The 23,546-nt window shown below is 70.5% G+C and carries 21 protein-coding genes; 13 read left to right on the plus strand and 8 right to left on the minus strand.

Features of this window, described 5'->3' with window-relative positions; genetic code table 11:
- Positions 1–151: 151 nt before the first annotated feature.
- Positions 152–1,687 (minus strand): M23 family metallopeptidase, encoded by a 1,536-nt coding sequence (locus L8H00_RS11085; protein ID WP_347340727.1) that lies wholly within the window; start codon positions 1,685–1,687, stop codon positions 152–154.
- A 130-nt stretch (positions 1,688–1,817) separates the two neighbouring features.
- On the opposite strand from L8H00_RS11085, the gene L8H00_RS11090 reads away from it, so the two are divergent.
- From L8H00_RS11090 to L8H00_RS11115, 6 genes are all read left to right on the plus strand, one after another.
- Positions 1,818–4,337 carry a helicase-related protein gene (locus L8H00_RS11090; protein WP_242097371.1) on the plus strand — a complete coding sequence of 840 codons (2,520 nt, stop codon included), beginning with the start codon at positions 1,818–1,820 and terminating at the stop codon, positions 4,335–4,337.
- Positions 4,330–4,632 (plus strand): RNA-binding S4 domain-containing protein, encoded by a 303-nt coding sequence (locus L8H00_RS11095; protein WP_242097372.1) that lies wholly within the window; start codon positions 4,330–4,332, stop codon positions 4,630–4,632. Before L8H00_RS11090 ends, L8H00_RS11095 begins: the two co-directional genes overlap by 8 nt.
- 68 nt (positions 4,633–4,700) lie before the next feature.
- A complete protein-coding gene (gene fdxA, locus L8H00_RS11100) occupies positions 4,701–5,042 on the plus strand; it encodes a ferredoxin FdxA (RefSeq protein WP_242097374.1) in 342 nt (113 codons plus the stop codon).
- Between the two features lie 211 nt (positions 5,043–5,253).
- Positions 5,254–5,787 carry a CarD family transcriptional regulator gene (locus tag L8H00_RS11105; RefSeq protein WP_242097376.1) on the plus strand — a complete coding sequence of 178 codons (534 nt, stop codon included), beginning with the start codon at positions 5,254–5,256 and terminating at the stop codon, positions 5,785–5,787.
- A gap of 112 nt (positions 5,788–5,899) precedes the next feature.
- A complete protein-coding gene (locus L8H00_RS11110) occupies positions 5,900–6,637 on the plus strand; it encodes a head GIN domain-containing protein (protein ID WP_242097377.1) in 738 nt (245 codons plus the stop codon).
- A 54-nt stretch (positions 6,638–6,691) separates the two neighbouring features.
- A complete protein-coding gene (locus tag L8H00_RS11115; RefSeq protein WP_242097379.1) occupies positions 6,692–7,390 on the plus strand; it encodes a DUF2807 domain-containing protein in 699 nt (232 codons plus the stop codon).
- 172 nt (positions 7,391–7,562) lie between these two features.
- Here the strand turns inward: L8H00_RS11115 and L8H00_RS11120 are convergent, their stop codons facing one another.
- A complete protein-coding gene (locus tag L8H00_RS11120; protein WP_242097510.1) occupies positions 7,563–7,979 on the minus strand; it encodes a DUF1489 domain-containing protein in 417 nt (138 codons plus the stop codon).
- A 31-nt stretch (positions 7,980–8,010) separates the two neighbouring features.
- On the minus strand, positions 8,011–9,420 hold the full coding sequence (gene mgtE, locus L8H00_RS11125) for a magnesium transporter (protein WP_242097381.1): 1,410 nt from the start codon (positions 9,418–9,420) through the stop codon (positions 8,011–8,013).
- Positions 9,421–9,527: 107 nt separating this feature from the next.
- Here mgtE and L8H00_RS11130 point away from each other — a divergent pair, with 107 nt between their 5' ends.
- Positions 9,528–9,998 carry a peptidylprolyl isomerase gene (locus L8H00_RS11130; RefSeq protein ID WP_242097383.1) on the plus strand — a complete coding sequence of 157 codons (471 nt, stop codon included), beginning with the start codon at positions 9,528–9,530 and terminating at the stop codon, positions 9,996–9,998.
- Between the two features lie 21 nt (positions 9,999–10,019).
- Here the strand turns inward: L8H00_RS11130 and L8H00_RS11135 are convergent, their stop codons facing one another.
- The gene (locus L8H00_RS11135) at positions 10,020–10,910 is read right to left on the minus strand and encodes a LysR substrate-binding domain-containing protein (protein WP_242097384.1); all 891 of its coding nucleotides are present in this window, start codon (positions 10,908–10,910) and stop codon (positions 10,020–10,022) included.
- 242 nt (positions 10,911–11,152) lie between these two features.
- Between L8H00_RS11135 and L8H00_RS11140 the strand changes: the two genes are divergently transcribed.
- A complete protein-coding gene (locus L8H00_RS11140) occupies positions 11,153–13,420 on the plus strand; it encodes a CDC48 family AAA ATPase (protein WP_242097386.1) in 2,268 nt (755 codons plus the stop codon).
- A gap of 76 nt (positions 13,421–13,496) precedes the next feature.
- Complete coding sequence (locus tag L8H00_RS11145) at positions 13,497–14,297, plus strand: DUF72 domain-containing protein (protein ID WP_242097511.1); 801 nt, start codon at positions 13,497–13,499, stop codon at positions 14,295–14,297.
- Between the two features lie 1,102 nt (positions 14,298–15,399).
- Here L8H00_RS11145 and L8H00_RS11150 read toward each other — a convergent pair.
- Entirely contained in the window at positions 15,400–16,374 is a 975-nt protein-coding gene (locus tag L8H00_RS11150; RefSeq protein ID WP_242097387.1) for an NAD(P)H-dependent glycerol-3-phosphate dehydrogenase, read from the minus strand.
- A complete protein-coding gene (tsaD, locus tag L8H00_RS11155) occupies positions 16,371–17,405 on the minus strand; it encodes a tRNA (adenosine(37)-N6)-threonylcarbamoyltransferase complex transferase subunit TsaD (protein WP_242097388.1) in 1,035 nt (344 codons plus the stop codon). The genes L8H00_RS11150 and tsaD overlap by 4 nt, the downstream gene beginning before the upstream one ends.
- A 65-nt stretch (positions 17,406–17,470) precedes the next feature.
- Between tsaD and hemC the strand changes: the two genes are divergently transcribed.
- Genes hemC through L8H00_RS11170 form a run of 3 tightly spaced genes read left to right on the plus strand, consistent with a single transcriptional unit; the run spans position 17,471 to position 19,966 of the window.
- On the plus strand, positions 17,471–18,382 hold the full coding sequence (hemC, locus tag L8H00_RS11160; RefSeq protein ID WP_242097389.1) for a hydroxymethylbilane synthase: 912 nt from the start codon (positions 17,471–17,473) through the stop codon (positions 18,380–18,382).
- On the plus strand, positions 18,379–19,017 hold the full coding sequence (locus tag L8H00_RS11165; RefSeq protein ID WP_242097390.1) for a uroporphyrinogen-III synthase: 639 nt from the start codon (positions 18,379–18,381) through the stop codon (positions 19,015–19,017). The genes hemC and L8H00_RS11165 overlap by 4 nt, the downstream gene beginning before the upstream one ends.
- A 31-nt stretch (positions 19,018–19,048) precedes the next feature.
- A complete protein-coding gene (locus tag L8H00_RS11170) occupies positions 19,049–19,966 on the plus strand; it encodes an MICOS complex subunit MIC60 (protein ID WP_242097391.1) in 918 nt (305 codons plus the stop codon).
- 142 nt (positions 19,967–20,108) lie between these two features.
- Here the strand turns inward: L8H00_RS11170 and L8H00_RS11175 are convergent, their stop codons facing one another.
- Positions 20,109–21,968, minus strand: coding sequence for an AsmA family protein (locus L8H00_RS11175; RefSeq protein ID WP_242097392.1), 1,860 nt, complete (start codon positions 21,966–21,968; stop codon positions 20,109–20,111).
- A gap of 42 nt (positions 21,969–22,010) precedes the next feature.
- Positions 22,011–22,172 carry a DUF1674 domain-containing protein gene (locus tag L8H00_RS11180; protein ID WP_242097393.1) on the minus strand — a complete coding sequence of 54 codons (162 nt, stop codon included), beginning with the start codon at positions 22,170–22,172 and terminating at the stop codon, positions 22,011–22,013.
- Positions 22,173–22,257: 85 nt separating this feature from the next.
- On the opposite strand from L8H00_RS11180, the gene L8H00_RS11185 reads away from it, so the two are divergent.
- Positions 22,258–23,538 carry a transcription antitermination factor NusB gene (locus L8H00_RS11185; RefSeq protein WP_242097394.1) on the plus strand — a complete coding sequence of 427 codons (1,281 nt, stop codon included), beginning with the start codon at positions 22,258–22,260 and terminating at the stop codon, positions 23,536–23,538.
- The last annotated feature ends 8 nt before the right edge of the window (positions 23,539–23,546 follow it).

Genomic DNA, 23,546 nt, shown 5'->3' on the forward strand with positions numbered 1-23,546 from the left:
CCGCCCAAAGTCTAATGACGTTCTCTTGATCCGTTCGCCCTGAGCTTGTCGAAGAGCCTGTTCAGAACGCGACGGTGCGAGCGCGGGGAGCGTGCTTCGACACGCTCAGCACGAACGGATTTGTGATCCGATCACGCTAACGTCTCAAGCCTCAGCCGCCGACCTTCACCGCGAGCAGGTCCGCCACCCGCGCCTTGAACGCGCGCAGCCGTTCGCCCGACAGGCGCGAGATCTGCGAGAAGGCGATCGTCGCGGGGTTGATCGCGACCCCGCCGCGCCAGACCTCCCAGTGGAGATGCGGGCCGGTCGACATGCCGGTCGACCCGACATAGCCGATCACCTGCCCGCGCACGACGCGCGATCCCGGTGCCACCGCGATCCGGCTGAGATGGCCATAGCCGGTGGCGAGACCGCCGCCATGGGCCAGCTTGATGAAATTGCCGTAACCCGCGGTGCGCCCGGCGAACTGCACCTGCCCGTCGACCACGGCATAGATCGGCGTGCCCCAGGGCGCGCCGATGTCGATCCCCTTGTGCATCCGCGTGAAGCCGAGGATCGGATGGAAGCGCATTCCGAAGCCCGAGGTGACATGGCCGGCGACGGGCATGCCCATCTGCCCCTCCGTCTCGCTCTGGCCGTTCGCGTCGTACCAGGGGGTGTTCGCGTCGTCGCCGAAGCGGACGAGCCGCACCGCATGCGCCCCCTGGTCGATCCCGGCAAAGAGCAGCTGGCCGATCCGCGTCTCGCCGGTGGCGGCGCGCTCGCGCTCCACGATCAGGTCGAACCGGTCCGACGCGCCGATGTCGCGACCGACCGACATCTTGGTCGCCAGCGCCCTGATGAAGGATTCGACGACCTTGGCCGGCGCGCCCGCCGCGCGCGCGGCGCGGTACAGGCTGGCGCCGACCAGCCCCTGGAGGCGCAGCGGCGTGGCGTCCACCGCGATCGGCTGGCGCTGCATCGCGAGCGTGCCGCCCGTGCGCGCCAGGCCGAGCGCCAGATCGAAGCGCGCGCGCAGTTCGAGTCGGTCGAGCGGGCGCGGCACCGTGCGGCTGGATCGGCGCCCGAGCGTGAGCGCGATCCGCGTGCCCGAGGGGATGTCGGCCAGCGGCACCGCCTGCGCGATCAGCGCGGCGGCGGCCTGCGCATCGGCGCGCCCGACGCCGGCGCGGACCAGCGCGTGATCGAACGTGTCGCCTTCGCCCAGGGTCGCGGCGAGATCGACGCTCGGTCGTTCGGGCGCTTCGGCGAGCGGGCGGACGAGGTCGTTGGCGGCCATGTGCCGCCCGGTGTCGCCGCCCCAGGCGAGCGGGGCGATGCCCTGCGCGCGGCCCTCTTCCCAGGCGGCGCCGGAGAGCGGCGCGGGAACGAGGCCGGGCAGCGGCCGGTCGAAGCCGGGGGAGAGCGCCCAGGTGGCGGCGCACAGTGCGGTGCAGGTGGCGAGGCCGCGCCACCAGGTCCGCGTGCCGACCTGCATGCCCAGATCCGGCACCCAGTCGATCTGCGCGGCCCAGCCATGGAAGCGCGCGGACGTGGTGGGCGCGGTCGGCACCGCCAGCGCACGGCCGAAGCCGCGCGCGTTCGTGCCGCCCGCCAGCTCCACCCCGGTCTCGTCACGCAGGAACACGCCGCACCACCCCAGATCGTGCCGATTGCCCGGCGCAGGAACGGTCGTTGTGGCGCGCACATGCTAAAGTCAAATTAACCGCCGAGCCCGGTGCGACCGGACGTGACATCGCCGCGCCTAACGGTTTCGGGCGCGAAACCAACGGGATCGCCCATTGCGCCCAGGCGCCCGATCCCCGATGTTAGACGCCATGAACGCCAGGTCCTCCGGCGCCGTCACGGCCGTGCTCGGGCCCACCAACACGGGGAAGACGCATCTCGCGGTCGAGCGGATGTGCGCGCATTCGAGCGGGATGATCGGCTTTCCGCTCCGGCTGCTGGCGCGCGAGATCTATGATCGGGTGGTGGCGATCAAGGGGCCCGAGCGCGTCGCGCTGGTAACCGGCGAGGAGCGCATCGTGCCCAAGGACGCGCGCTGGTTCCTGTGCACTGCCGAATCGATGCCCGATCGCGACGTGGCGTTCGTCGGGCTGGACGAGGCGCAACTGGGCGCCGATCCCGAACGCGGCCATGTCTTCACCGATCGCCTGCTGCGCAAGCGCGGGCGCGAGGAGACGATGATCCTCGGCTCCGAAGCGTTGCGCCCGATGGTCAAGGCGCTGGTGCCCGATGTCGAGATCGTCAACCGCCCGCGTTTCTCGACGCTCACCTATGCCGGCGCGCGCAAGATCAGCCGGCTGCCCAAGCGCTCCGCCATCGTCGCCTTCTCGGCGGAGGAGGTGTACGCGGTGGCCGAGATGCTGCGGCGGCTGCGCGGCGGCGCGGCGGTGGTGATGGGCGCGCTCTCCCCGCGCACGCGCAACGCGCAGGTCGCGATGTTCCAGGCGGGCGAGGTGGATTATCTGGTCGCCACCGACGCGATCGGCATGGGGCTCAACATGGACGTGGCGCATGTCGCGTTTGCCAGCCTCGACAAGTTCGACGGTCGTCGCCAGCGCCGCCTGACCGTCGCCGAGATGGCGCAGATCGCGGGCCGCGCGGGCCGTCACCAGCGCGACGGCACGTTCGGCGCGCTGGTGGACGAGGGGCCGGGCGCGTTCCTGCCCGAAGAGGTGCTCGCGATCGAGGAGCATCGCTTCCCGCGGCTGGAGACGCTCTACTGGCGCGACGGCGAGCCCGACATGCGCTCGATCGACGCGCTGGTCGCCAGCCTGGAGGCCAAGCCGCCCGCGGGCGTGCTGCGCGCCGCACCGCAGGCGATCGATCTGGGCGTGCTGAAGCGGCTGGCCGAGGAACATTGGGTGCGCGACCGGGCGCGCGGGCCGAACATGGTCGCGCGGCTGTGGGCGGCGGCGAGCGTGCCCGATTTCCGCAAGGTGGGTCTCGATCCGCATGCGCGCTTCGTCTCGCGGCTGTTCGGCCATTTGAGCGAGGGCAACGGCTATCTGCCGCACCAATGGTTCGCCGACGAGATCGCCCGGCTCGATACGGTGGCGGGTGATGTCGAGGTGCTGGCGGGTCGCATCGCCTCGGTGCGGACGTGGGCGTATATCGCGCAGCGCGGCGACTGGCTGGCCGATCCCGCACTTTGGGCCGAACGCACCCGCGCGCTGGAGGAGCGATTGTCGGACGCGCTCCACGCCGGTCTGACGCAGCGTTTCGTCGACAAGCGCACCACCGCGCTGATGCGCCAGATCGGCGCCGATTCGGGCGTGCTGCCCGTCGTGATCGGGCCCGAGGGCGAGGTGATGGTCGAGGATCATGCGATCGGCCGCCTCGACGGGTTTCGCTTCACGGTGGCGAGCGATGCGCGCGCGGGCGACAAGCGGCTGTTGCTGGCGGCGGCGGAAAAGCGGCTGGTGGGCGAGCGCGCCCGGCGTGCGCAGGCGCTGGTCGCCGCCGAGGATGCGGCGTTCGGGCTCGAAGCGTTGTTGGACACGAACGGAGAGAATGGGCGAGGCCGGCCCGTGGTGTTGTGGAACGGCCACCGCGTCGCGACGCTCGCGCTCGGCGCTTCGCTGGCGCGGCCGAAGCTTGTTCTCGAACGCGATCTCGACTGCCTCGACAAGGGCGTGCGTGCAAAGATCGCCGAGCGGATCGAGCGCTGGCTCGCTGCGATGCTCGCGCGCCACGCGCCCGTGCTCGGCCGGCTGGCGGAGGCGGCGCGCGATCCCGCCGCGTCGCCGGCGCTGCGGATCGTCGCGGGCGGGCTGGAGGCGGCGGGCGGGATCGCCGCGCGCGTGCCGCTACGCGGTTCGATCGACGCGCTGTCGCCCGACGAGCGCAAGCGGCTGCGGCAGATGGGCGTGACGATCGGGGCGCTCGACCTGTTCGATCCCAGACTCCTCAAACCCGCCGCCGCGGCGTGGCGCGTCGCACTGCTCGGCGTGCGCGGCGAGTCGGTCGCGGGCGCCCCCACCGGCGCGACGGTGATCCCGCGCGGCGGCGCCGGTGCGACGCTGGCCGCCGGCTTTCGCCCCCTGGGCAACCAGGCGGTGCGGATCGATCTGGTCGAGCGGATCGCGCGCGCCGCGCATGACGCGCGTGCCGGGCGCGCGCCGTTCGCGCCCGATCCCGCGCTGTCGGTGTCGATCGGCCTCGAACCCGCCAGCCTCGATCGGCTGATGGCCGAGCTGGGGTTTCGCAGCGTCAAGGGCGATCAGGCGCGCTGGGTGTGGCGCGGGCGACCGCCGGTGCGCGCCGTCGCGCCGCCGCCGCCCGCGGCGGGCAACGCCTTTGCCGCGCTCGCGGTGCTGGCGCGCCATGGCTGAGGGCGCGGGGATGCGGCTCGACCGGTTCCTCTGGTTCGCGCGGCTGGCGAAGACGCGGACGGTCGCGCAGGCGCTGGCGGAGGACGGCCATCTGCGGCTCGACGGCCGCGCGATCGACCGGGCGCATTGCCCGGTGCGCGTCGGCAACGTGCTGACCTTCGCCGCGCAGGGCCGAGTGCGCGCGATCCGCGTCGTCGCGCTGCCGCTGCGCCGGGGGCCGGCGGCGGAGGCGCAGGGCTGTTACGAGGATCTCGCGGGCCGTGCGAACGTCTCGCAGGAGCACGGCCAAGATTGACGCAATCGGGAACCGCGCATAGCAGACGGCCGTTCGTCCGGCCCGTTGTCGGACAGGGAGCGAGACCAATGACCTACGTCGTCACCGATGCCTGCATCCGCTGCAAGTACATGGACTGTGTCGAGGTGTGTCCGGTCGATTGCTTCTACGAGGGCGAGAACATGCTCGTCATCAACCCCAGCGAGTGCATCGACTGCGGCGTGTGCGAGCCCGAATGCCCGGCCGAGGCGATCCTGCCCGATACCGAATCCGGGCTGGAACAGTGGCTGGAGCTGAACACCATCTTCTCCGCGCAATGGCCCAACGTCACGCGCAACGCGAACCAGACGCCGGCCGATGCGGATGCGTACAAGGGCGTCGAGGGCAAGTTCGACAAGTTCTTCTCGCCGGAGCCGGGCGCGGGCGACTGAGTCGCGCTGCGGGCGCGCTCGGGCGCGCGACCGATTCGAATTGCTGGTAATTTTGTTGCGAGCGTGCTATGGCATTCGCGACGGGCGCGCTGGCATGCGCCGCCCGCTCCGGAGTGTGTTCGAACCTATCGTCCCCGTCGGTCTCCTGTCCGCGGCGTTCGCGCCGCGGTCTTTGCGTCGATCGGGCACGTGATCCACGGAAAGGCCCTACATGGCTGTCAAGGCTCTGTCCTTCGATGTCGGTGACTATGTCGTCTACCCCAAGCACGGCGTCGGCCGGGTGATCGAGCTGCAACGCTCGGAAATCGCGGGCATGACCCTCGAACTCTATGTGCTGCGGTTCGAAAAGGAGCGGATGACGCTCCGCGTGCCGACCAACAAGGCCGAAAGCGTCGGCATGCGCAAGCTGTCGTCCGAAAAGACGATGCGCGAGGCGATGGACACGCTGAAGGGCAAGCCCAAGGTGAAGCGCACCATGTGGTCCAGGCGCGCGCAGGAATATGAGGCGAAGATCAACTCGGGCGACCTGGTGTCGATCGCCGAAGTGGTCCGCGATCTGTTCCGCGCCGACGACCAGCCCGAGCAGAGCTATTCCGAGCGCCAGATCTTCGAGGCCGCCACCAGCCGCCTCGCGCGCGAACTGGCCGCGATGGAAGAGGTCGACGAGCCCAAGGCGCAGGAGAAGATCCTCGAGATCCTCCGCGCCGCTGCGGCGATCTACAACAAGGACAAGCTGCCCGCCTGACCGGGCGGCAGCGCGGTCGCGCAAAAGGGGCGGTCCTGCGGGGCCGCCCTTTTTCGTTTGCAGGCGCGCGCGGTGGGTGTATTGCTGTGGCAACACACGAAGGAGATCCACCATGCGTCGCCTGACCCTCGCCCTGCTCGTTCCCGCCGCAGCCCTCGCCCCGCTCGCCGCCTGTTCGGCGCACTGGAACGACGACGGCAAGCCCGGCATCGCGCCGAGCGGCAGCGGGGGCGAGCGGCATTATGCCGCCGACGGTTTCGACACGGTCGCGCTCGGAGCGGCGGCGGACGTGGCGGTGCATGTCGGCGGCGGCTGGTCGGTGGTGGCGACGGGCACGCCCGCCGCGCTCGACAAGCTCAAGGTCATGCGCGACGGCCGGGGGCTGCGCATCGAGGCGCGGCGCAACATCCTGTGGACGACGGGCGACCATGTCCGCGTGGTCGTGACGATGCCGCGGATCAGCGGGGCCGATATCGGCGGATCGGGCTCGATCACGGTCGATCGCGCCGAAGGGCCGGTCTTTACCGGCAATATCGGCGGCTCGGGCGCGCTCGACGTCCGCGCGCTGCGCGTCCAGAAGGCGCGGTTCGCGATCGGCGGATCGGGCGACGTGAAGGCGGCGGGCAGCGCGAACCAGCTCGACGTCTCGATCGGCGGATCGGGCAATGTCGATGCCAGGCCGCTCGTCGCCGAGACGGCGAACGTGTCGGTCGCGGGATCGGGCGGCCTGCGCGCGACGGTTCGGCGCAGCGCCAGCGTCTCGATAGTCGGATCGGGCGACGTGTCGATCGGCGGCGGCGCGAAATGCAGCGTGTCGAAGATGGGCTCGGGCGACGTGCGCTGCGGGTGACTCCATAACGGGTGACGGCTTGGCAGCGCGCGCGATCGGTGCGAGGCAGGCGGCATGATCCGCGCGCTTCTCGCCCTCGCCCTGCTCGCGTCCTCGTCGCTGGCCCTCGCGGCGCAGCGCAGCGTCGGCATCGGCAGCTTCGATCGGCTGCGGATCACCGGGCCGATCCAGGTGAGCGTGGCGACCGGCCGGTCGCCGGCCGCCACCATCGTGGCCGATCCGCGCACGATCGACGATGTCGAGCTTCACACCGATGGGGCCACGCTCGTCGTGCGGATGCGCCCGGGCGTGGCGGGCGCACCGCCGCGTGGCGGTTCCGCATCGCCCATCCAGGTGACGCTGGCCACGCCGTCGCTGTCCATGGTGGCGGTGATCGGCGGCGCGAAGGTGACGGTGGGGGCGATGAAGGGCGACCGGATCGACGCCTCGATCGCGGGTTCGGGCGGCCTGACGATCGCCAGCGCCGACGCCGCGCAGGTCGACGCCACGCTGATCGGCGCAGGCGTGATGGCGATCGGCGGCGGCCATGCGGCGCGGGTGCGGCTGATCGTGAACGGGCCCGGCGGGATCGATGCGGGCGCGCTCGATGCGGGGGACCTGGTCGTACGGGTGGAGGGGCTCGGCGACACCAAGGCACGCGCCCGCTACACCGCCGACGTGACGAGCGCGGGGCAGGGCAGCGTGACCGTTACCGGCAATCCCAAATGCACGATCCGCGGCGTGCCGGGCGGCACGGTCACCTGCGGGCGCTGACGCGTTGCGGGACTTGGAGCGGATCGGGTAAGCTTGATCCAGTCTCTCGGTCCGTTCGTGCCGAGCCTGTCGAAGCACGCTCTCCGCAGGCGTGGCTTCGCGTTCCGAACAGACCCTTCGACAAGGTCAGGGCGAACGGATCCCGTAGCGTCATCAAACGCTGCCCGGCGCCTCAGATCAGCGCCAGCTCCGCAAGCTTGCCCACCAGCGCCGCGGGCATCAGCGCCAGCCCGTCGGCATCGCCGCCCAGATCGGCGGGCGCGTCCGCGCCCTCGAGATACCGCCAGCCCTGGTGCGCGCGCTTGGGCCGCGCTTGGACGAGGATCACCGCGGGATTGATATGGATCGCGACGCGGCCGCCCTCCGCCTCGCCAAACGCCAGGATCGGCGAGCGCGCGACGAGCTGGTGCTTGACGATCCAGAACAGCGAGCCGCCCCCGCCCGTGGCGCCGGCGACCTCCTCGTGCCGCTTGGGCAGATAGCGCGTGGTGAGGAACACGGGGCCGTCCAGCGCCCGGCCGGCGAGCCGCTCGACGAGCTGATCGATCTGGGTGATCCCGAACGCGACTTTGGTGAGGTGAAGCGGCACGCGCTGCAGATGTGGCGTCGGGCCGCCGCGATCAAGCGTGAAGGTGGAACAGCGTCGCAAGGCCGAGGAACACGCCGAAGCCCAGGCAATCGGTCATCATCGTCACGAACACCGCCGACGACACCGCCGGATCAAGCCGCCAGCGATCGAGCGCGACCGGGATCAGCACGCCCGACAGCCCCGCGACGAGGTTGTTGATGAGGATCGACGCGCCGAAGACCAGCGCCAGCGGCGCGTTGTGATAGATGACGAACGCACCGCCGCCGATCATCAGCCCGAGCATGAGCCCGTTGGCCAGCGCGATGCGGAATTCGCGGAAGATCATCCACCAGGTGTTCGAATCGGTGAGCTGGTTGGTCGCGATCGCGCGCACGACGACGGCGAGCGTCTGCGTGCCCGCATTGCCGCCCATGCCCGACACGATCGTCATCAGCGCCGAGAGCAATGCGAAGCCGGCGATTACCGAATCGAACAGGTCGATGACCGCGGCGGCGACCATCGCGGTGAAGAAGTTGATGACCAGCCACAGCACGCGCGTGCGCACCGTCAGCGCGATCGGCTCGTTGATGTCGCCGTCGCCCGCGCCCGACAGGCGCAGCACGTCCTCGCCCGCCTCCTGCTGGATGATGTGGACGATGTCGTCGACGGTTATCATGCCGACGAGGCGGCCGGCCTGATCCACCACCGCGGCCGAGATCAGCGCGTATTTCTGGAAGCGCAGCGCTACCTCTTCCTGATCCATGTCGACTGGGATCAGCGTCTGTTCGCGCTTCATCACGTCGCCGATCGCGATCCCGCGCGGGGTGCGCAGGATCCAAGAGAGCGCGACCGTGCCGACCGGCTTGTGCGCGGGATCGACGACGAAGATTTCCCAGAAATCGGTCGTCAGTTCTTCATGGCCGCGCAGATAGTCGATCGCGTCGCCGACGGTCCAATGTTCGGGCACCGCGATCAGCTCGCGCTGCATCAGGCGGCCGGCGGTCTCCTCGGGATAGGAGAGCGCCTCCTCAATGGCGGCGCGGTCGTCGGGCTCCATCGCACGGAGCACCTCGCGCTGCTCGGCGGGCTCCATGTCCTCGATGATCGCCACCGCATCGTCGGTGTCGAGCTCGGCGGCGAGGTCGGCCACCTCGTGCGGTTCGAGCGCGTCGATCAGGTCCTCGCGGACATAATCGTTCATCTCGGCGAACACGTCGCCGTCGAGCAGATCGGCGACCGCGTGGGCAAGATCGGCGCGATCCTCGCGCGGGGTCAGCTCGAACAGATCGGCGATGTCGGCGGGGTGGAGCGGCTCGACCAGCGCGCGCGCGCCCTCGGTGTCGCCCGCCTCGACCGCGTCGTTCACCGCGCGGACGAATTCGGGTCTCAGCCGATCGTCGCGATCGAGCTGGGTCTCGCTTTCCACCTGGCCAGGGGCCGGGGCAAGCTCGGTGTCGGTCATGGCGCGCCTCCCGTCCGGATGCCGCTGCCTAGCCGCGAAGTCGCGCGTTTGCCAGCGGCGCTCGCGCTCCCTATCTGATCGCCAACACTTTTTTAGGAGACCCTTTCATGGCCGATACCCCCGAGACGCTGACGATGACTCTGGATGCCAATGCCGGCGGCGGCGGCGACGTGACGATCAAGCTGCGCCCCGATCTGGCGCCCGAGCATGTCAAGCGTATCGCCGAACTGGCGAACGAGGGCTTTTACGACGGCGTCGTGTTTCACCGTGTGATCCCGGGCTTCATGGCGCAGGGCGGCGATCCCACCGGCACCGGCATGCACGGCAGCGACAAGCCGAACCTGAAGGCCGAATTCTCGGCCGAGCCGCATGTGCGCGGCGTGTGCTCGATGGCGCGCACCAACGATCCGAACTCGGCCAATTCGCAGTTCTTCATCGTGTTCGACGATGCCCGCTTCCTCGACAAGCAATATACCGTGTGGGGCGAAGTGACCGACGGCATGGCGCTGATCGACGCGCTGCCCAAGGGCGAGCCGCCGCGCGAGCCGGGCAAGATCGTCAAGATGCGCGCGGCCTGATCCGCGGGCGGGCGAGCGGGTTCAGGCCTTCTCGTCCGCCAGCGTTTCGATCAGCCAGTCGCGGAACAGGCGCACGGGTTTCTGCAGCAGCGCGCGCGGGCGGCAGACGAACCAATAGCTGTACGGGCTTTCGACCGAGATATCGAACAATTGCACCAGCCGCGGATCGGCGGCGTCGGCGAAATGGCTCTGGTGCATGAACGCGACGCCCAGCCCCTGCGCGGCGGCCTCCAGCATCAGCGGCCCCGAATCGAACAGGTCGATCGCCAGCGGCTCGATTCCTTCCAGCCCGGCCTGGGTGCGCCAGGCGGTGAAATTCTCCGACATCTCGCGGTGTACCAGCGCAGTCAGCCCGGAAATTTGTTCGGGGCGGGTGATCGGATCGGGGCCGTCGAGCAGCGTCTTCGCGCCGATCAGATATACCGAATTGCGATCGAGCCGCTTGGCATAGAGCGCGGGATCGATCTCGCGCGCCAGCGCGATCACCGCATCCAGCCCCTCGCCCAGCCGGGCGATGCCGTGCGCGGCGGTGTCGATGTCGAGATGCAGCTCGGGATGCGCGAGGCGCAGCGAGCCCAGACGCGGGAACAGCCGCTGCGAGGCGAAGAGCGGCAGCACGCCCAGCCGCAGCCGCAGCACGTCGCCACCGCTCGTCATCGCCTCCACCGCGTCGGAGAGCTGATCGAGCACGGGCGCGATCTGCCCGAGCAGCCGCTCGCCATCCGCATTGGGCGACATCGCCTGGTGGCGCCGATCGAACAGCGGCTTGCCGATGAAGCGTTCGAGGCTCTGCACCCGCCGGCTGAGCGCGGGGGCGGACAGCGCCAGTTCCTGCGCGGCGGCCTTGATCGAGCCGAGCCGCGCGACCTGCACGAACGCCTCGATCGCGCCGAGTGGCGGCAGCCTGCGCATCCTTCCCCCTCTCCCTATGCCGGTAGCGCTAACGTACGATTGCAACAATTGCAATCATAGCATTGCCCTTCGCACTTGCAACATGATCGTCCGCGCGGCATTCGGAACAGGCCTTTCAGGCATCCTCTCCTAAAAACTTTCACGGGTCGGCCTTCGGGTCGGCCCTTTTTTTGTCCCTCGCAACCGCGGACCTGCGTTCCCATCTCACGCCCTTGGGTGCGTTACGGGACGGAAGAACGGATATGGCGGACGGGGACGCGGCGATGCGCAAGATACAGGTGGCGAACAGCCGGCCCGAGGATAGCGGGCGGGGTCTCGCGCATCTGCCGCGCACGCTGCTGGCCGCGCTCCAGATCGGCGAAGGCGACGTGATCGAGATCGTCGGCAAGCAGTCGACACCCGCGCGTGCCGTTTTTCCCTATGACGAAGACGAGGGGCTGGACATCATCCGTCTCGACGGCCTCCAGCGCGCCAATGCCGGCGTCGGCTCGGGCGATTTCGTCGAGGTGCGCAAGGCCGAATCCAAGCCCGCGACGCGCGTCGTCTTCGCCCCCGCCCAGCAGAATCTGCGGTTGCAGGGATCGACCAACGCGCTGAAGCGCACCTTTCTGGGCCGGCCGCTGGCGCAGGGCGACGTGGTGACGACGGCGGGGCACCAGCGCGTCGGCAACGTGCCGCCGCACGTCCGCCAGTTCATGAACGCGCCCGCCTATGCGCTGCAGGAGATCCGCCTGCTGGTGGTGGCGGCCAGCCCCAAGGGCATCGTCCATATCGACGAGACGACCGAGATCGAGCTGCGCGCCGAATATGAGGAGCCCGCCGCCGCGCGCCGCGCCGACGTCACCTATGACGATATCGGCGGCATGGGCCAGACGATCGACCAGCTGCGCGAGATGGTCGAGCTGCCGCTCCGCTATCCCGAGCTGTTCCAGCGCCTGGGCGTCGATCCGCCCAAGGGGCTGTTGCTCTATGGCCCGCCGGGCACGGGCAAGACGCGGCTGGCGCGTGCGGTGGCCAACGAATCGGACGCGCAGTTCTTCCTCGTCAACGGACCCGAGATCATGGGCTCGGCGTACGGCGAATCGGAAAAGCGGTTGCGCGACGTGTTCGAGGAGGCGACCAAAAACGCGCCCTCCATCGTGTTCATCGACGAGATCGATTCGATCGCACCCAAGCGCGGACAGGTGTCGGGGGAGGCGGAGAAGCGCCTCGTCGCGCAGCTGCTGACGCTGATGGACGGGCTGGAGGCGCGCGCGAACCTCGTCGTGATCGCCGCGACCAACCGGCCCGAGGCGATCGACGAGGCGCTTCGGCGGCCGGGCCGGTTCGACCGAGAGATCGTGGTCGGCGTGCCCGACGAGCGCGGGCGGCGCGAGATCATCGGCATCCACACCCGCGGCATGCCGCTCGGCGACCGCGTCGATCTCGACGAGCTGGCGCGCACCACCTTCGGATTCGTCGGCGCGGATCTGGCGGCGTTGGCGCGCGAGGCGGCGATCGAGGCGGTGCGCCGGATCATGCCGCGGCTCAACCTGGAGGAGCGGACGATCCCCGCCGACGTGCTCGACGACCTGTCGGTGACGCGCGAGGACTTCCTGGAGGCGCTCAAACGCGTCCAGCCGAGCGCGATGCGCGAGGTGATGGTCCAGGCGCCCAACGTCGCCTGGACCGATGTCGGCGGGCTGGACGATGCGCAGATGCGGCTGAAGGAAGGCGTCGAGCTGCCGCTGAAGGACCCCGATGCGTTCCGCCGGCTCGGCATCCGCCCGGCCAAGGGGTTCCTGCTCTACGGCCCGCCGGGCACCGGCAAGACGCTGTTGGCCAAGGCGGTCGCGCGCGAGGCGCAGGCCAATTTCATCGCCACCAAATCGAGCGACCTGCTGAGCAAATGGTATGGCGAGAGCGAGCAGCAGATCGCGCGGCTGTTCGCCCGCGCACGGCAGGTGGCGCCGTGCGTGATCTTCATCGACGAGCTCGATTCGCTGGTGCCCGCGCGCGGCGGTGGCCTGGGCGAGCCGCAGGTGACCGAACGCGTGGTGAACACGATCTTGGCCGAGATGGACGGGCTCGAGGAGCTGCAATCGGTGGTGGTGATCGGCGCCACCAACCGCCCCAATCTGGTCGACCCTGCGCTGCTGCGGCCGGGGCGGTTCGACGAGCTGATCTATGTCGGCGTGCCCGATCGGGCGGGGCGGCGGCGGATCCTCGGCATCCAGACGCAGAAGATGCCGCTCGACGGCGACGTCGATCTGGACGTGGTGGCGGAGCGCACCGAGCGGTTCACCGGCGCGGACCTCGAGGATGTGGTGCGCCGCGCCGGGCTCGTGGCGCTGCGCCGCAGCCTGGAGAGCCGCAGCGTGACGATGGCCGATTTCGAGGCGGCGCTCACCGAGGCACGCGCCTCGGTGACGCCCGAGATGGAGCGCGACTATGCGCAGATGGCCTCGCGGTTGAAGCAGGACGCCGCCGCGATCCAGCCGATCGGCTTCGCCTTTCCGGCGCGGACCTAGACGCGGGGGATGGGGGCGCCGCGGCGTTCCCATCCCCCGCGTGGCGGCGCAGCGGCGGCGGCGCTATACCGGCACGATGACGCAGGCAGCGATTCGCATCGGCATCGGAGGCTGGACGTACGAGCCCTGGCGCGGGACCTTCTTTCCCGACAAATGGCCGCAGAAGCGCGAGCTCGACTATGCTGCCACACACGTCACCGCGATCGAGGTGAACGGCACCTATTATGGCAGCCAGAAGCCTGCAACCTTTGCCGCCTGGGCCAAGGCGGTGCCGGACGGATTCGTCTTCACGCTGAAGGCGTCGCGTTACTGCACCAACCGCAAGGTGCTGGCGGATGCGGGCGAATCGATCGCGCGCTTCACCGGACAGGGCATCGTCGAACTGGGCGACCGGCTGGGGCCGATCCTGTGGCAGTTCATGGCGACCAAGGCGTTCGATGCCGAGGATTTCGGCGCGTTCCTCAAGCTCCTGCCCGCCGAGCAGGACGGGATCGCGCTGCGCCATGCGGTGCAGGTGCGCCACGAAAGCTTCGCGGTGCCCGAATTCGTCGCCCTGTGCCGCGCGGCGGGGGTGGCGATCGTGTATGCCGATTCGGCCGACCATCCCGCGATCGCCGACGTGACGGGCGATTTCGTCTATGCCCGGCTGGAAAATGCCGAGGAGCCCATCCCCACCGGCTATGCGCCCGACGCGCTGGACCGCTGGGCGGAGGCCGCGCGGATCTGGGCGGGCGGCGGCCAGCCCGACGGGCTGCCCTATGCCGACCCGACCCCGCCGGAGCAACGCCCGCGCGAGACGTTCCTCTTCTTCATCAACGGCGCCAAGGTCCGCGCGCCGCATGGCGCGATGGCGCTGATCGAACGGGTGTCGGGGTAAGCGGCGGCGGGTTCGCGTGACCTGAAGGGGCGCGGGAGGCGGCGGTGGATCGTGGTCGGTCATCTAGGAGGGTCTCAAGTGGCTGTCGTTACCTGCTCACATCGGCTTGCCTCCTGATGACGCATGGTTCAGCGTCGGCTTTGCGGGTTCGGTTGCGCCTTTCTGCAGCAAGGGTACTTCTTCACTGAGTGGCTATTTGACAAGTCTCCGAACAAGATACGGCGCTCACCTCGTTGTGCTGGTTACCGCGCCGGTATTGCTCAGTGGCTGCTTCGGTAGTCGGTGGGCAAATTTGGATATCCGTTTGCGCCATAGTGGATGGCAGACAAGTCGTCAGCCGAACAATATGGAAGACCCGCTTCTTTGAGTCGTTCCCCACAGGAGGTTATGAGCAAGAGCTCGGCACGGCTTTAGTCGTTCCTGTAGGAAGCCATCAATATGTGTTCGGTCTGTTCAAGCTGTATCTTATGGGGGGCGCTTTCGAGTCTGGCATGGCAACCGCTCTGGACAACTACGAGTCGCTGAGGCGCCAGCGACTGAATTTAGGCTCGGCACCCAGTGGGCGAGAGTCTGAGAGAAACCATACAATTCAAGAACTGGGGTGGCGACGTGCCGCTATTTGTCAAAAACGGAAGATGGTTTTGGCCGGCGAGCTTGCCTTACTTTTGTTTATTTTCGGCAACTCAACGATCCAAAATCGCTTCGCCTCCTTATGCCGGGACAAAGTGCTAATTTAGGCGGACATAAGGTAACGATTAATCGGGTGACAATCGGTTTCAGCCCGGATCCTGCCGCCCCTGCCCGATCCCTGCCAGATCTTCCCGTTTTGCGCGGCAAGCCCTCTACCTTGGTTGGCGTCATCCCGCCAGGAGAGGACTTGTATCATGCAACCCCCGTCCGGGTTTCGGATTTTCGGAGAACAGCAAATGCAGAACAATCTTCTTTATGCGCTGCTCTCCTTGGACGCGTACAACGAGAGAGAGGGCACAGGTTTTCTATAAAAGTCTTGAAAACAAGGCCACATGTCTTTGTTCGTGGCGTAAACCAAATGAGAATACAGCTCGGTAAGGCAATAAGCGACGTCCAGCCCCCCCCCCGCCCCTCACCCCTCCGCGCGGAGCGGGCGCGCCAGCAAATCGCCGATCACGTCGCCGATCGCCGTGCCTTCCAGCAGCCGGCACACGGCCTGCGTCACCGGCATGTCGACGCCGGCGTCCGCGGCGGCCTCGCGCAGCACGGGGGCGGTGAAGGCGCCCTCCGCCACGGTGCGGCGGTCGGCGAGCAGCGCGGCGGCCGATCCGCCGCGGCCGAGGCCGAGGCCCAGCGAGAAGTTGCGCGAGGCGGTGGACGAGCAGGTGAGCACGAGATCGCCGAGCCCCGACAGGCCGCCGAGCGTCTCCGCCCGGCCGCCGCGCGCGAGGCCGAACCGCGTCATCTCGGCAAAGCCGCGCGCGATCAGCGCGGCGCGCGCGTTCTGGCCGAGCCCCGCGCCCTCCACCACGCCGCAGGCGATCGCGAGCACGTTCTTCACCGCGCCGCCGATCTCGGCGCCCACCACGTCGCTGCTGGCATAGGGGCGGAAATGCGGCGCGGCGAGCCGGTCGGCCAAGCGTTCGCGCAACGGTCCGTCGGCGCAGGCGAGCGTCACCGCGGTCGGCAAGCCGGCCGCCACCTCGTGCGCGAAGGTGGGGCCCGACAGCACTGCGATCGGCGCCTGCGGGTGCGCCGCGCGCGCGACCTCGCCCACCAGCCGCTTGCTGCCCGCCTCGATCCCCTTTGCGCACAGCACCAGCGCGGCGCCGTCCACCGGGGTTTGCGCCAGCACCGCGCCGACATGCTGCGCTGGCGCCACCACCAACAGCGCATCATGGCCGGCGAGATCGGCGAGATCGCCGGTCGCGCGGATCATGGGGGAAAGCGGCACGCCGGCCAGGAACGCGCGATTCTCGTGCGCGGCGTTGATGCCCGCCACCACCTCGGGCTCGCGCGCCCAGAGCAGCACGTCGCGCCCGCCATTCGCGGCCACCTGCGCCAGCGCGGTGCCCCAGGCGCCGCCGCCGATCACGCCGATCCTCATGCCTTCACTCCTGCGCCACGCACCGCCTCGGCCTCCGGATCGAGCGGCCAGCGCGGTCGCGCGGGCGTGTCGAGCGGGTCGGTCAGGCCTTGGGCGAAACGCTCGGCGCCCGCCCAGGCGATCATCGCGGCATTGTCGGTGCACAGCCACAGCGGCGGCGCGACGAAGCGCAGCCCGTGCGCCTGCGCCAGCGTCGCGAGCGCCGCGCGCACCGCGCCGTTCGCCGCCACCCCGCCGGCGACCACCAGCGCGTTCACGCCGCCGGCGCGCGCCAGCGCCCGCGTGGTGCGGTCGATCAGGCAGTCGATCACCGCGGCCTGGAACGACGCGGCGAGATCCTCGGGGCTATGCTGTCCGGCGGCGCGCGCCACCGCGCTCTTCAGCCCAGCGAACGAGAAATGCGGCTCGGCCGAACCCTTCAGCGGTCGCGGCAGCGGCACCGCGGCCGGATTCCCTCGCGCGGCGGCGCGCTCCACGGCGGGGCCGCCGGGGAAGCCCAGGCCCAGCAGCTTGGCGGTCTTGTCGAACGCCTCGCCCGCCGCATCGTCGATCGTGGTGGCGAGCCGGCGATAGCGGCCGACGCCCTGCACCAGCAGCAATTGGCAATGGCCGCCCGAGACGAGCAGCAGCAGATAGGGAAAGGCCAGATCGGGATCGGAGAGGCGCGGCGAAAGCGCATGGCCCTCCAGATGGTTGACCGCGACGAACGGCTTGCCCGCGGCATGCGCCATCGCCTTGCCGGTGACGAGCCCGACCATCACCCCGCCGATCAGCCCCGGCCCAGCGGTGGCGGCGATCGCGTCCACCTCCGCCAGCGCCATCCCGGCGTCCCGGAGCGCGGCGACGATGAGCGGCTCCAGCGCCTCGACATGCGCGCGCGCCGCGATCTCGGGCACCACGCCGCCGAACGGCGCGTGCGCCGCCTCCTGCCCGAGCAGCCGATGCGCCAGCACGCGGCCATCGCTGCGCACGAGCGCGGCGGCGGTTTCGTCGCAGGAGGACTCGATGCCCAGGATCACGGAAGGTCGCATGCCCAGCGACATAAGCGCTCGCCGCGCGCTTGTCGAAGCGCCCCGTGCTGGTCCATGGGCGGATCATGGTTCGGTTCAGGCTCGGCACGCGCGGTTCGGCGCTGGCGCTCGTACAGGCGGAGATGGTGCGAAGCGGGCTGTGCGCGGCGCATGGCTGGCCGGCGGACGGGGTCGCGATCGTGCCGATCCGCACCACCGGCGATCGGGTACAGGATCGCGCGCTGGCGGAGATCGGCGGCAAGGCGCTGTGGACGCGCGAACTCGATCGCGCGCTGCTCGAGGGCGAGGTGGATGCGTGCGTCCATTCGATGAAGGATGTCGAGACGGTGCGGCCGGCGGCGATCGCGATCGCCGCGATGCTGCCGCGCGCCGATGTGCGCGACCGATTGATCGGGGCGGATTCGGTCGCGGCGTTGCGCATGGGCGCGGTCGTCGGCACCAGCAGCCCCAGGCGGCGCGCGCAATTGCTGCGCCAGCGGCCCGACCTGCAAATCGTGCTGTTCCGCGGCAATGTGGGCACGCGGCTGGCGAAGCTCGCGACGGGCGCGGTGGATGCCACGCTGCTGGCGGCGGCAGGGCTCGACCGGCTGGGGCACGGCGCGACGGGCACGCCGATCGATCCGGCGGCGATGCTGCCCGCACCCGCGCAAGGCGCGGTGGGGATCGAGGTGCGCGCGGACGATGCGGCGGCGCTGACGCGGGTGGCGGCGATCGACGATGCGGCGACCAGCGCCTGCGTGGCCGCGGAGCGCGCGCTGCTCGCCGCCCTTCGCGCGGATTGCCACTCGCCGGTGGGGGCGCTCGCGACGCTTGTGGACGGGCGGCTGACGCTGCGCGCCGAATTGCTGGCCGAGGGTGGCGAGGCGCAGGTCGAAGGCGCGACGACGGGCGTGGTCGGCGACGATTCGGGCGCGCGGCTCGCCGCCGAACTGCTCGAACGCGCGCCTTTGGCGGTGCGGCGGCTGTTCGCGGCGTGAGCCGTGCGCTCGCGGTGCTGCGGCCGGAGCCGGGCAACGCGCGCACCGCGGCGGCGATCGAGGCGGGGGGGCATGTCGCGATCCGGCTGCCGCTGTTCGCGGTCGTGCCGCTCGCCTGGCAGCCCCCCGACCCGCACGATTACGACGCGCTGCTGCTCACCAGCGCAAATGCCGTGCGGCATGGTGGGCCGGGGCTCGACCGGCTGCGGGCGCTGCCCGTGCTGGCGGTGGGCGCAGCGACCGCGGCGGCGGCGCGCGCGGCGGGGTTCCGCGTCGTGGCGACAGGGGCGGGCGGGATCGACGCGCTGCCGGACGCGCGCGGGCGGTTGCTCCATCTGGGCGCGCGCGAGCGAATGACCCAGGCGGACCTGCCGGCCATCGCGGTCTATGCCGCCGAGCCGCTGCCCGTGGCGCCGGCGACCTTGGCGGCGCTGGCGGGGCAGGTGGCGCTGCTCCACTCCGCCCGCGCCGCGCGGGCGTTCGCGGCCCTGCCGCTCGATCGCGCCGGGGTTCGTGTTGCGGCGCTCAGCGCGGCCGTGGCCGCGGCGGCCGGAGCAGGGTGGGAGCGGGTGGCGCACGCGGCGCGGCCCGACGATGCGACCCTCGTCGCGCTGGCCCGGACGCTCACCGATTGACCGTGACGCCCGCGGCGGAGATAAGCGGGCCATGAGCGATGCCCGATCGATCGAGACCCGCCGCGCCAAGCGGCCAGGCGCCGCCGTGCTGATCGCGATCGGGATCCTGGGGCTGCTGGTCGGCATCGTGGCCGCGCTGCTGGCGGTGAAGGCCTGGCCGACCGCGCATGGCGCCGCGGCCGAGACGTCGACGACGCGGACGGTGAGCGGTTTCACCCCCGCGCAGCCGCTGGGCGTGGGGGAAAGCGCGCCGGCCAATCCCGCGGTCGATCCCGCCTTGCTCGCCACGCGCGAGACGGCGCTCGCCGCCGCACTGACCACGCTCGAGACGCGCACCGCGGCGGTCGCTGCCGATGCGGCCGCGGCGGGCGGCGAGGCGAGTCGGGCCGAAGCGCTGCTGATCGCGTTCGCCGCGCGTCGCGCGGTCGATCGCGGCGCGCCGCTCGGCTATCTGGAGGAACAGTTGCGCCAGCGCTTCGGCGCCGCCCAGCCGCGCGCGGTGCTCGTCATCGGCCAGATGGCGCGCGCGCCGGTGACGCTGGAGGATCTGCGCGTCGGGCTGGACGGCATCGGCACGGCGATCGCCACCGGCCATGGCGGCGAGGGCATCTGGGCGAGCCTGCAGCGCGAATTGGGCAGCCTCGTCATCCTGCGCTCGACCGGCTCGGCCTCGCCGCTGCCGGCCGACCGGCTGGCACGCGCGCGGCGCCTGCTCGACGGGGGCCAGGTGGAGGCGGCGCGCGCGGAGGTGGGCCGGCTGCCGGGCGCCGCGGTCGCGGTCAACTGGCTGGCGATGGCGAAACGCTATCTGCTCGCGCGTCAGGCGCTCGATGCGATCGAGAGCGCGGCGATCCTGGGGCAGGGCAACCCGCCCGTCCCGGCGGTGTCCACGCCGGCGGTCGCGCCCGCGGCTTCCACGTTGCCGGCGACCACCCCGCCGACGCCTTGAGGCGCGGCGCCCGGTTGGATAACGTGACGTCGATCCGTTTGCCCTGAGCTTGTCGAAGGGCCTGTGCGGACCGCGAAGGCGTGCACCGACAAGCTCAGCGCGAACGGATTTGGTGATCCGGTCACGCTCATGGCATCCCGTCCTAGCGCAGCGCGCGGGCGGCGAGCGCGGCGCAATCGGCATTGCCCGCGATCGGCCCCTGAGTCCCCTTGATCGCACGGCCGATCGCCTTAAAGATGTTGCCGACCGACTTGACTTCGGGCGGCACCACGATGGCGGGCGAGCTGATCGTGCCCCGCAGATAGGCCTCGCCCGGCAGGCGAAGGACGGCGCCCTGTTTGGGCGCGCCGGTCAGCACGACCGCGATCGTCTCGCCCGGAAAGGTGACCGTGCCGCGCCCCTTCATCTGGCTCTGCGTCGTATCGAGGATCAGCGGATCGACGCGGCCGGTGCCGCCCCGCATCGCCAGCCGTGCCACGACGCAGCGCAGCCCGGCGCTCTGGTCGCTCTTGGCCAGCAACGCGCGTCCGGCGTCGAAGCCCAGCGCGTCGGCGATCCGCCGGGGCAGCGTGCCGTCGCGCGCGACGAAGCCGACCGTGCCGTCCGCATGGCCGATCGCCGCGCGGATCGTCTCGCCCGGACCGCGGAGATGCGCGGTGGCGTCGATATGGCCGGTGAACGATCCCATGTCCGACGCGATCGCCACCGGCATGCTGCTCGCCAGCTTCACGTCGACGCGCACGATCGGCACCGCGCGGCCGCCTCGCTGGTCGACGCTCATCCGCCCCGTCACCAGCCCGTGCGGCAGCCGCAGCCGGAGCGGCGCGATGGTGAGCAACTGGTGGTCCATCGTCGCGGTGCCCGACAGCGCGACCAGCGACGAATCTCCGGTGTCGCTGACGATCCGGTCGACCGCGAAGCGGATCGTGCCGTCGGTGCGATCGATCTTGCCGATATCGACGGGCGTGTTGGGCACGATCCGCGGGCCGATCCGCGCTTCGAGCGCGGCGGCCTGCGCGCGGCCCTCCGACGACGACAGGTCGTTGAAGTCGAGCTGGCGCGAGGCGATCTGCCCCGTCAGCTTGGTGCGCCCGTCCTGCTTGTCGACGTTCAGCCAGCCGGACAGTTGCGAACGGCCGATCGTGCCGTCCAGCCGGGTGATCTCCCATTTGGGCCGATCGTGGCGGACATGCGCGGAAAGCGTCACCGCGCGCGTCTTGAACAGCCCGGCCTCGATCACCGCGTCGATCAGCTTCAGATCGGCGGCACGCGCCTGAACGTCGAGGCTCATCGCGTTGGTATCGAGCGGCCGGTCCATCGTGCCGCGCGCCGTCATCGCCAGCCGGTCGCCCGCAAGGCTGGCGGTGAAGGGCCAGGGCCGGGTGTCGGGGCCGATCGCCGGGCCGGCGAAATGCACCGCGATCGCGGCGCCGCGCACCGATCCGCGGCCATCGGCGCGCACCCCGCCCTTGGGATCGGACGCGACGTTCAGCGTCACCCAGCGGTCCTGCTTGCCGTCGCGATAGTCGATCACGCTGTTCGCGATCGTGAGGCCGCGTAGCGCATCGGAGCCGCTGCCGCCCTTTTTCTGCCCGCCGCGCTGCCAGTTGGTGCGGCCCTTCGCATCGCGCACCAGCACGAGATGCAGCCCCGAGAGCGTCACGTCGCGCGGCGCGAACCGCCCGATCAGCAGCGGCCATACCGAAAATGTGGCGCGCGCGCTGTCGAGCGTGACGAAATCGCCTTTGCCCGCCCATGCCGCCTGCGGGATGCGCACGCCGCGGATCGCGACAATGGGGGTGAAGCCGGGGCCGCCCACGCGCGTGATCTCCGCGATCGTCACCGGGCGGTCGAGCCGGGCGGACAGACGCCGCTCGATCAGCCCCTTCAACATTCCGAACGGAAAGAACGCGACGCCGACGATCGCCAGCAGGACGAGGCCGGCGAGCGCCAGCCCCAGGATCGTGGGCCAGCCTTTGGTGGCGAAAGCGCGCATGTGCATGGCGCGCCCGACGCTTCGGCGCGCGAAATCGTTCCGGATGCGTCAGAAATCGATCGCGATGCCCTTCAGCTCCCAATCGCCATAGCGGGTGGGATCGAGCCCCTGGGGATCCTTCGCCGGGCGTTCCATCGGCTCAGGCTGCGGCACGGGGGTATTCTTCGCCAGATGCGATGGCGGCTTCACATGGGCGGGGCGCTTGGCCATGGCGGGTCTTTCGGTTGCGGCGGTGTGTCGCCACATCGGTGCGTGCACCCGCTTTGCCAAGGACTCTCCGCCATGATCGTCGCTCGTGCCTGACCATACGCACGCTCCCGAGCCGCTGGGCGTTCCCACCAGACGGGCTGCGATCCGCCTGCTCGACGCGGTACTGCGGCGCGGCGAGCCGCTCGAATCGGCACTGGCGGGGGCGACGCGGATGATCCACGGGCCCGATCGCGGCCTGGCGCACGCGATCGCCGCGGAGACGCTGCGGCGGATCCCCGACCTCGATTCGCTGATCGATTCCGCCACGCAGCGCCCCCTGCCCGACGATGCGAAGGCGCGGATGGCGCTGCGGATCGCGCTCGTCCAGGTGCTGGTGCTGGGCACGCCCGCGCATGCCGCGATCGCGACCGTGCTGCCGCTGATGGACGGCGGCCCGCGCAAGCTGGTCCACGGCGTGTTCGGCACCTTGGTGCGCAGCGGCGTGCTGCTGCCGGAGGTGCCGACCCTGCCCGAGGCGGTCGCGCTGCGCTGGGATGCGGCCTGGGGGTGGGACATGGTGGAGGGCACCGCCGCGGCGATCGCCGCGCCGCCGCCGCTCGACCTGACGCTCGCCGATCCGGATGCAACCGAAGCCTGGCGGGAACGGCTGGGCGGCGAAAGCCTGATGCCGGGCCATCTGCGGCTGCGCGACCATGCGCCGGTGCAGGAGATGGAGGGGTTCGCCGATGGCGCCTGGTGGGTGCAGGACATCGCGGCCTCGATCCCCGTGCGGTTGCTGGGCGAGGGGGCGGGGCAGGTGCTCGACCTGTGCGCCGCGCCGGGCGGCAAGACGCTGCAACTCGCCACCGCCGGCTGGCAGGTGACGGCAGTGGATTCGTCGCAGGGGCGGATCAAGCGGCTGCGCGAGAATCTCCACCGCACACGCGCCAAGGCCGAGGTGGTGCGCGCCGACGTGCTCGAATGGGCGCCCGCCGCGCCGGCCGATGCGGTCCTGCTCGACGCGCCGTGCAGCGCGACCGGGATCGTGCGGCGCCATCCCGACGTGCTCCACCGCGTGCGCCCGTCGATCATCCGCGAGATGGCCGAGACGCAGGCGAAGATCCTCGCGCGGGCGGCGGACTGGGTGAAGCCGGGCGGCACGCTCGTCTTCGCGACCTGTTCGCTCGAGCCCGCGGAGGGCGAGGCGCAGATCGCGGCGTTCCTGGCAGCGCGCGGCGATTATGCGCTGGGGGCGCCCGATCCGGCGGCGCTGCCGCCGGGGATCGCGCCCACGGACGGCGGCGCGATCCGCACCTTTCCGGGCATGCTCGAAAAGGCGGGCGGCTGCGACGGGTTCTTCATCGCCAAGCTGGTGCGCAATGGCTGACTTGCCGC

This window comes from Sphingomonas sp. CROZ-RG-20F-R02-07 (genome assembly GCF_022662335.1).
Taxonomy (GTDB): Bacteria; Pseudomonadota; Alphaproteobacteria; order Sphingomonadales; family Sphingomonadaceae; genus Sphingomonas.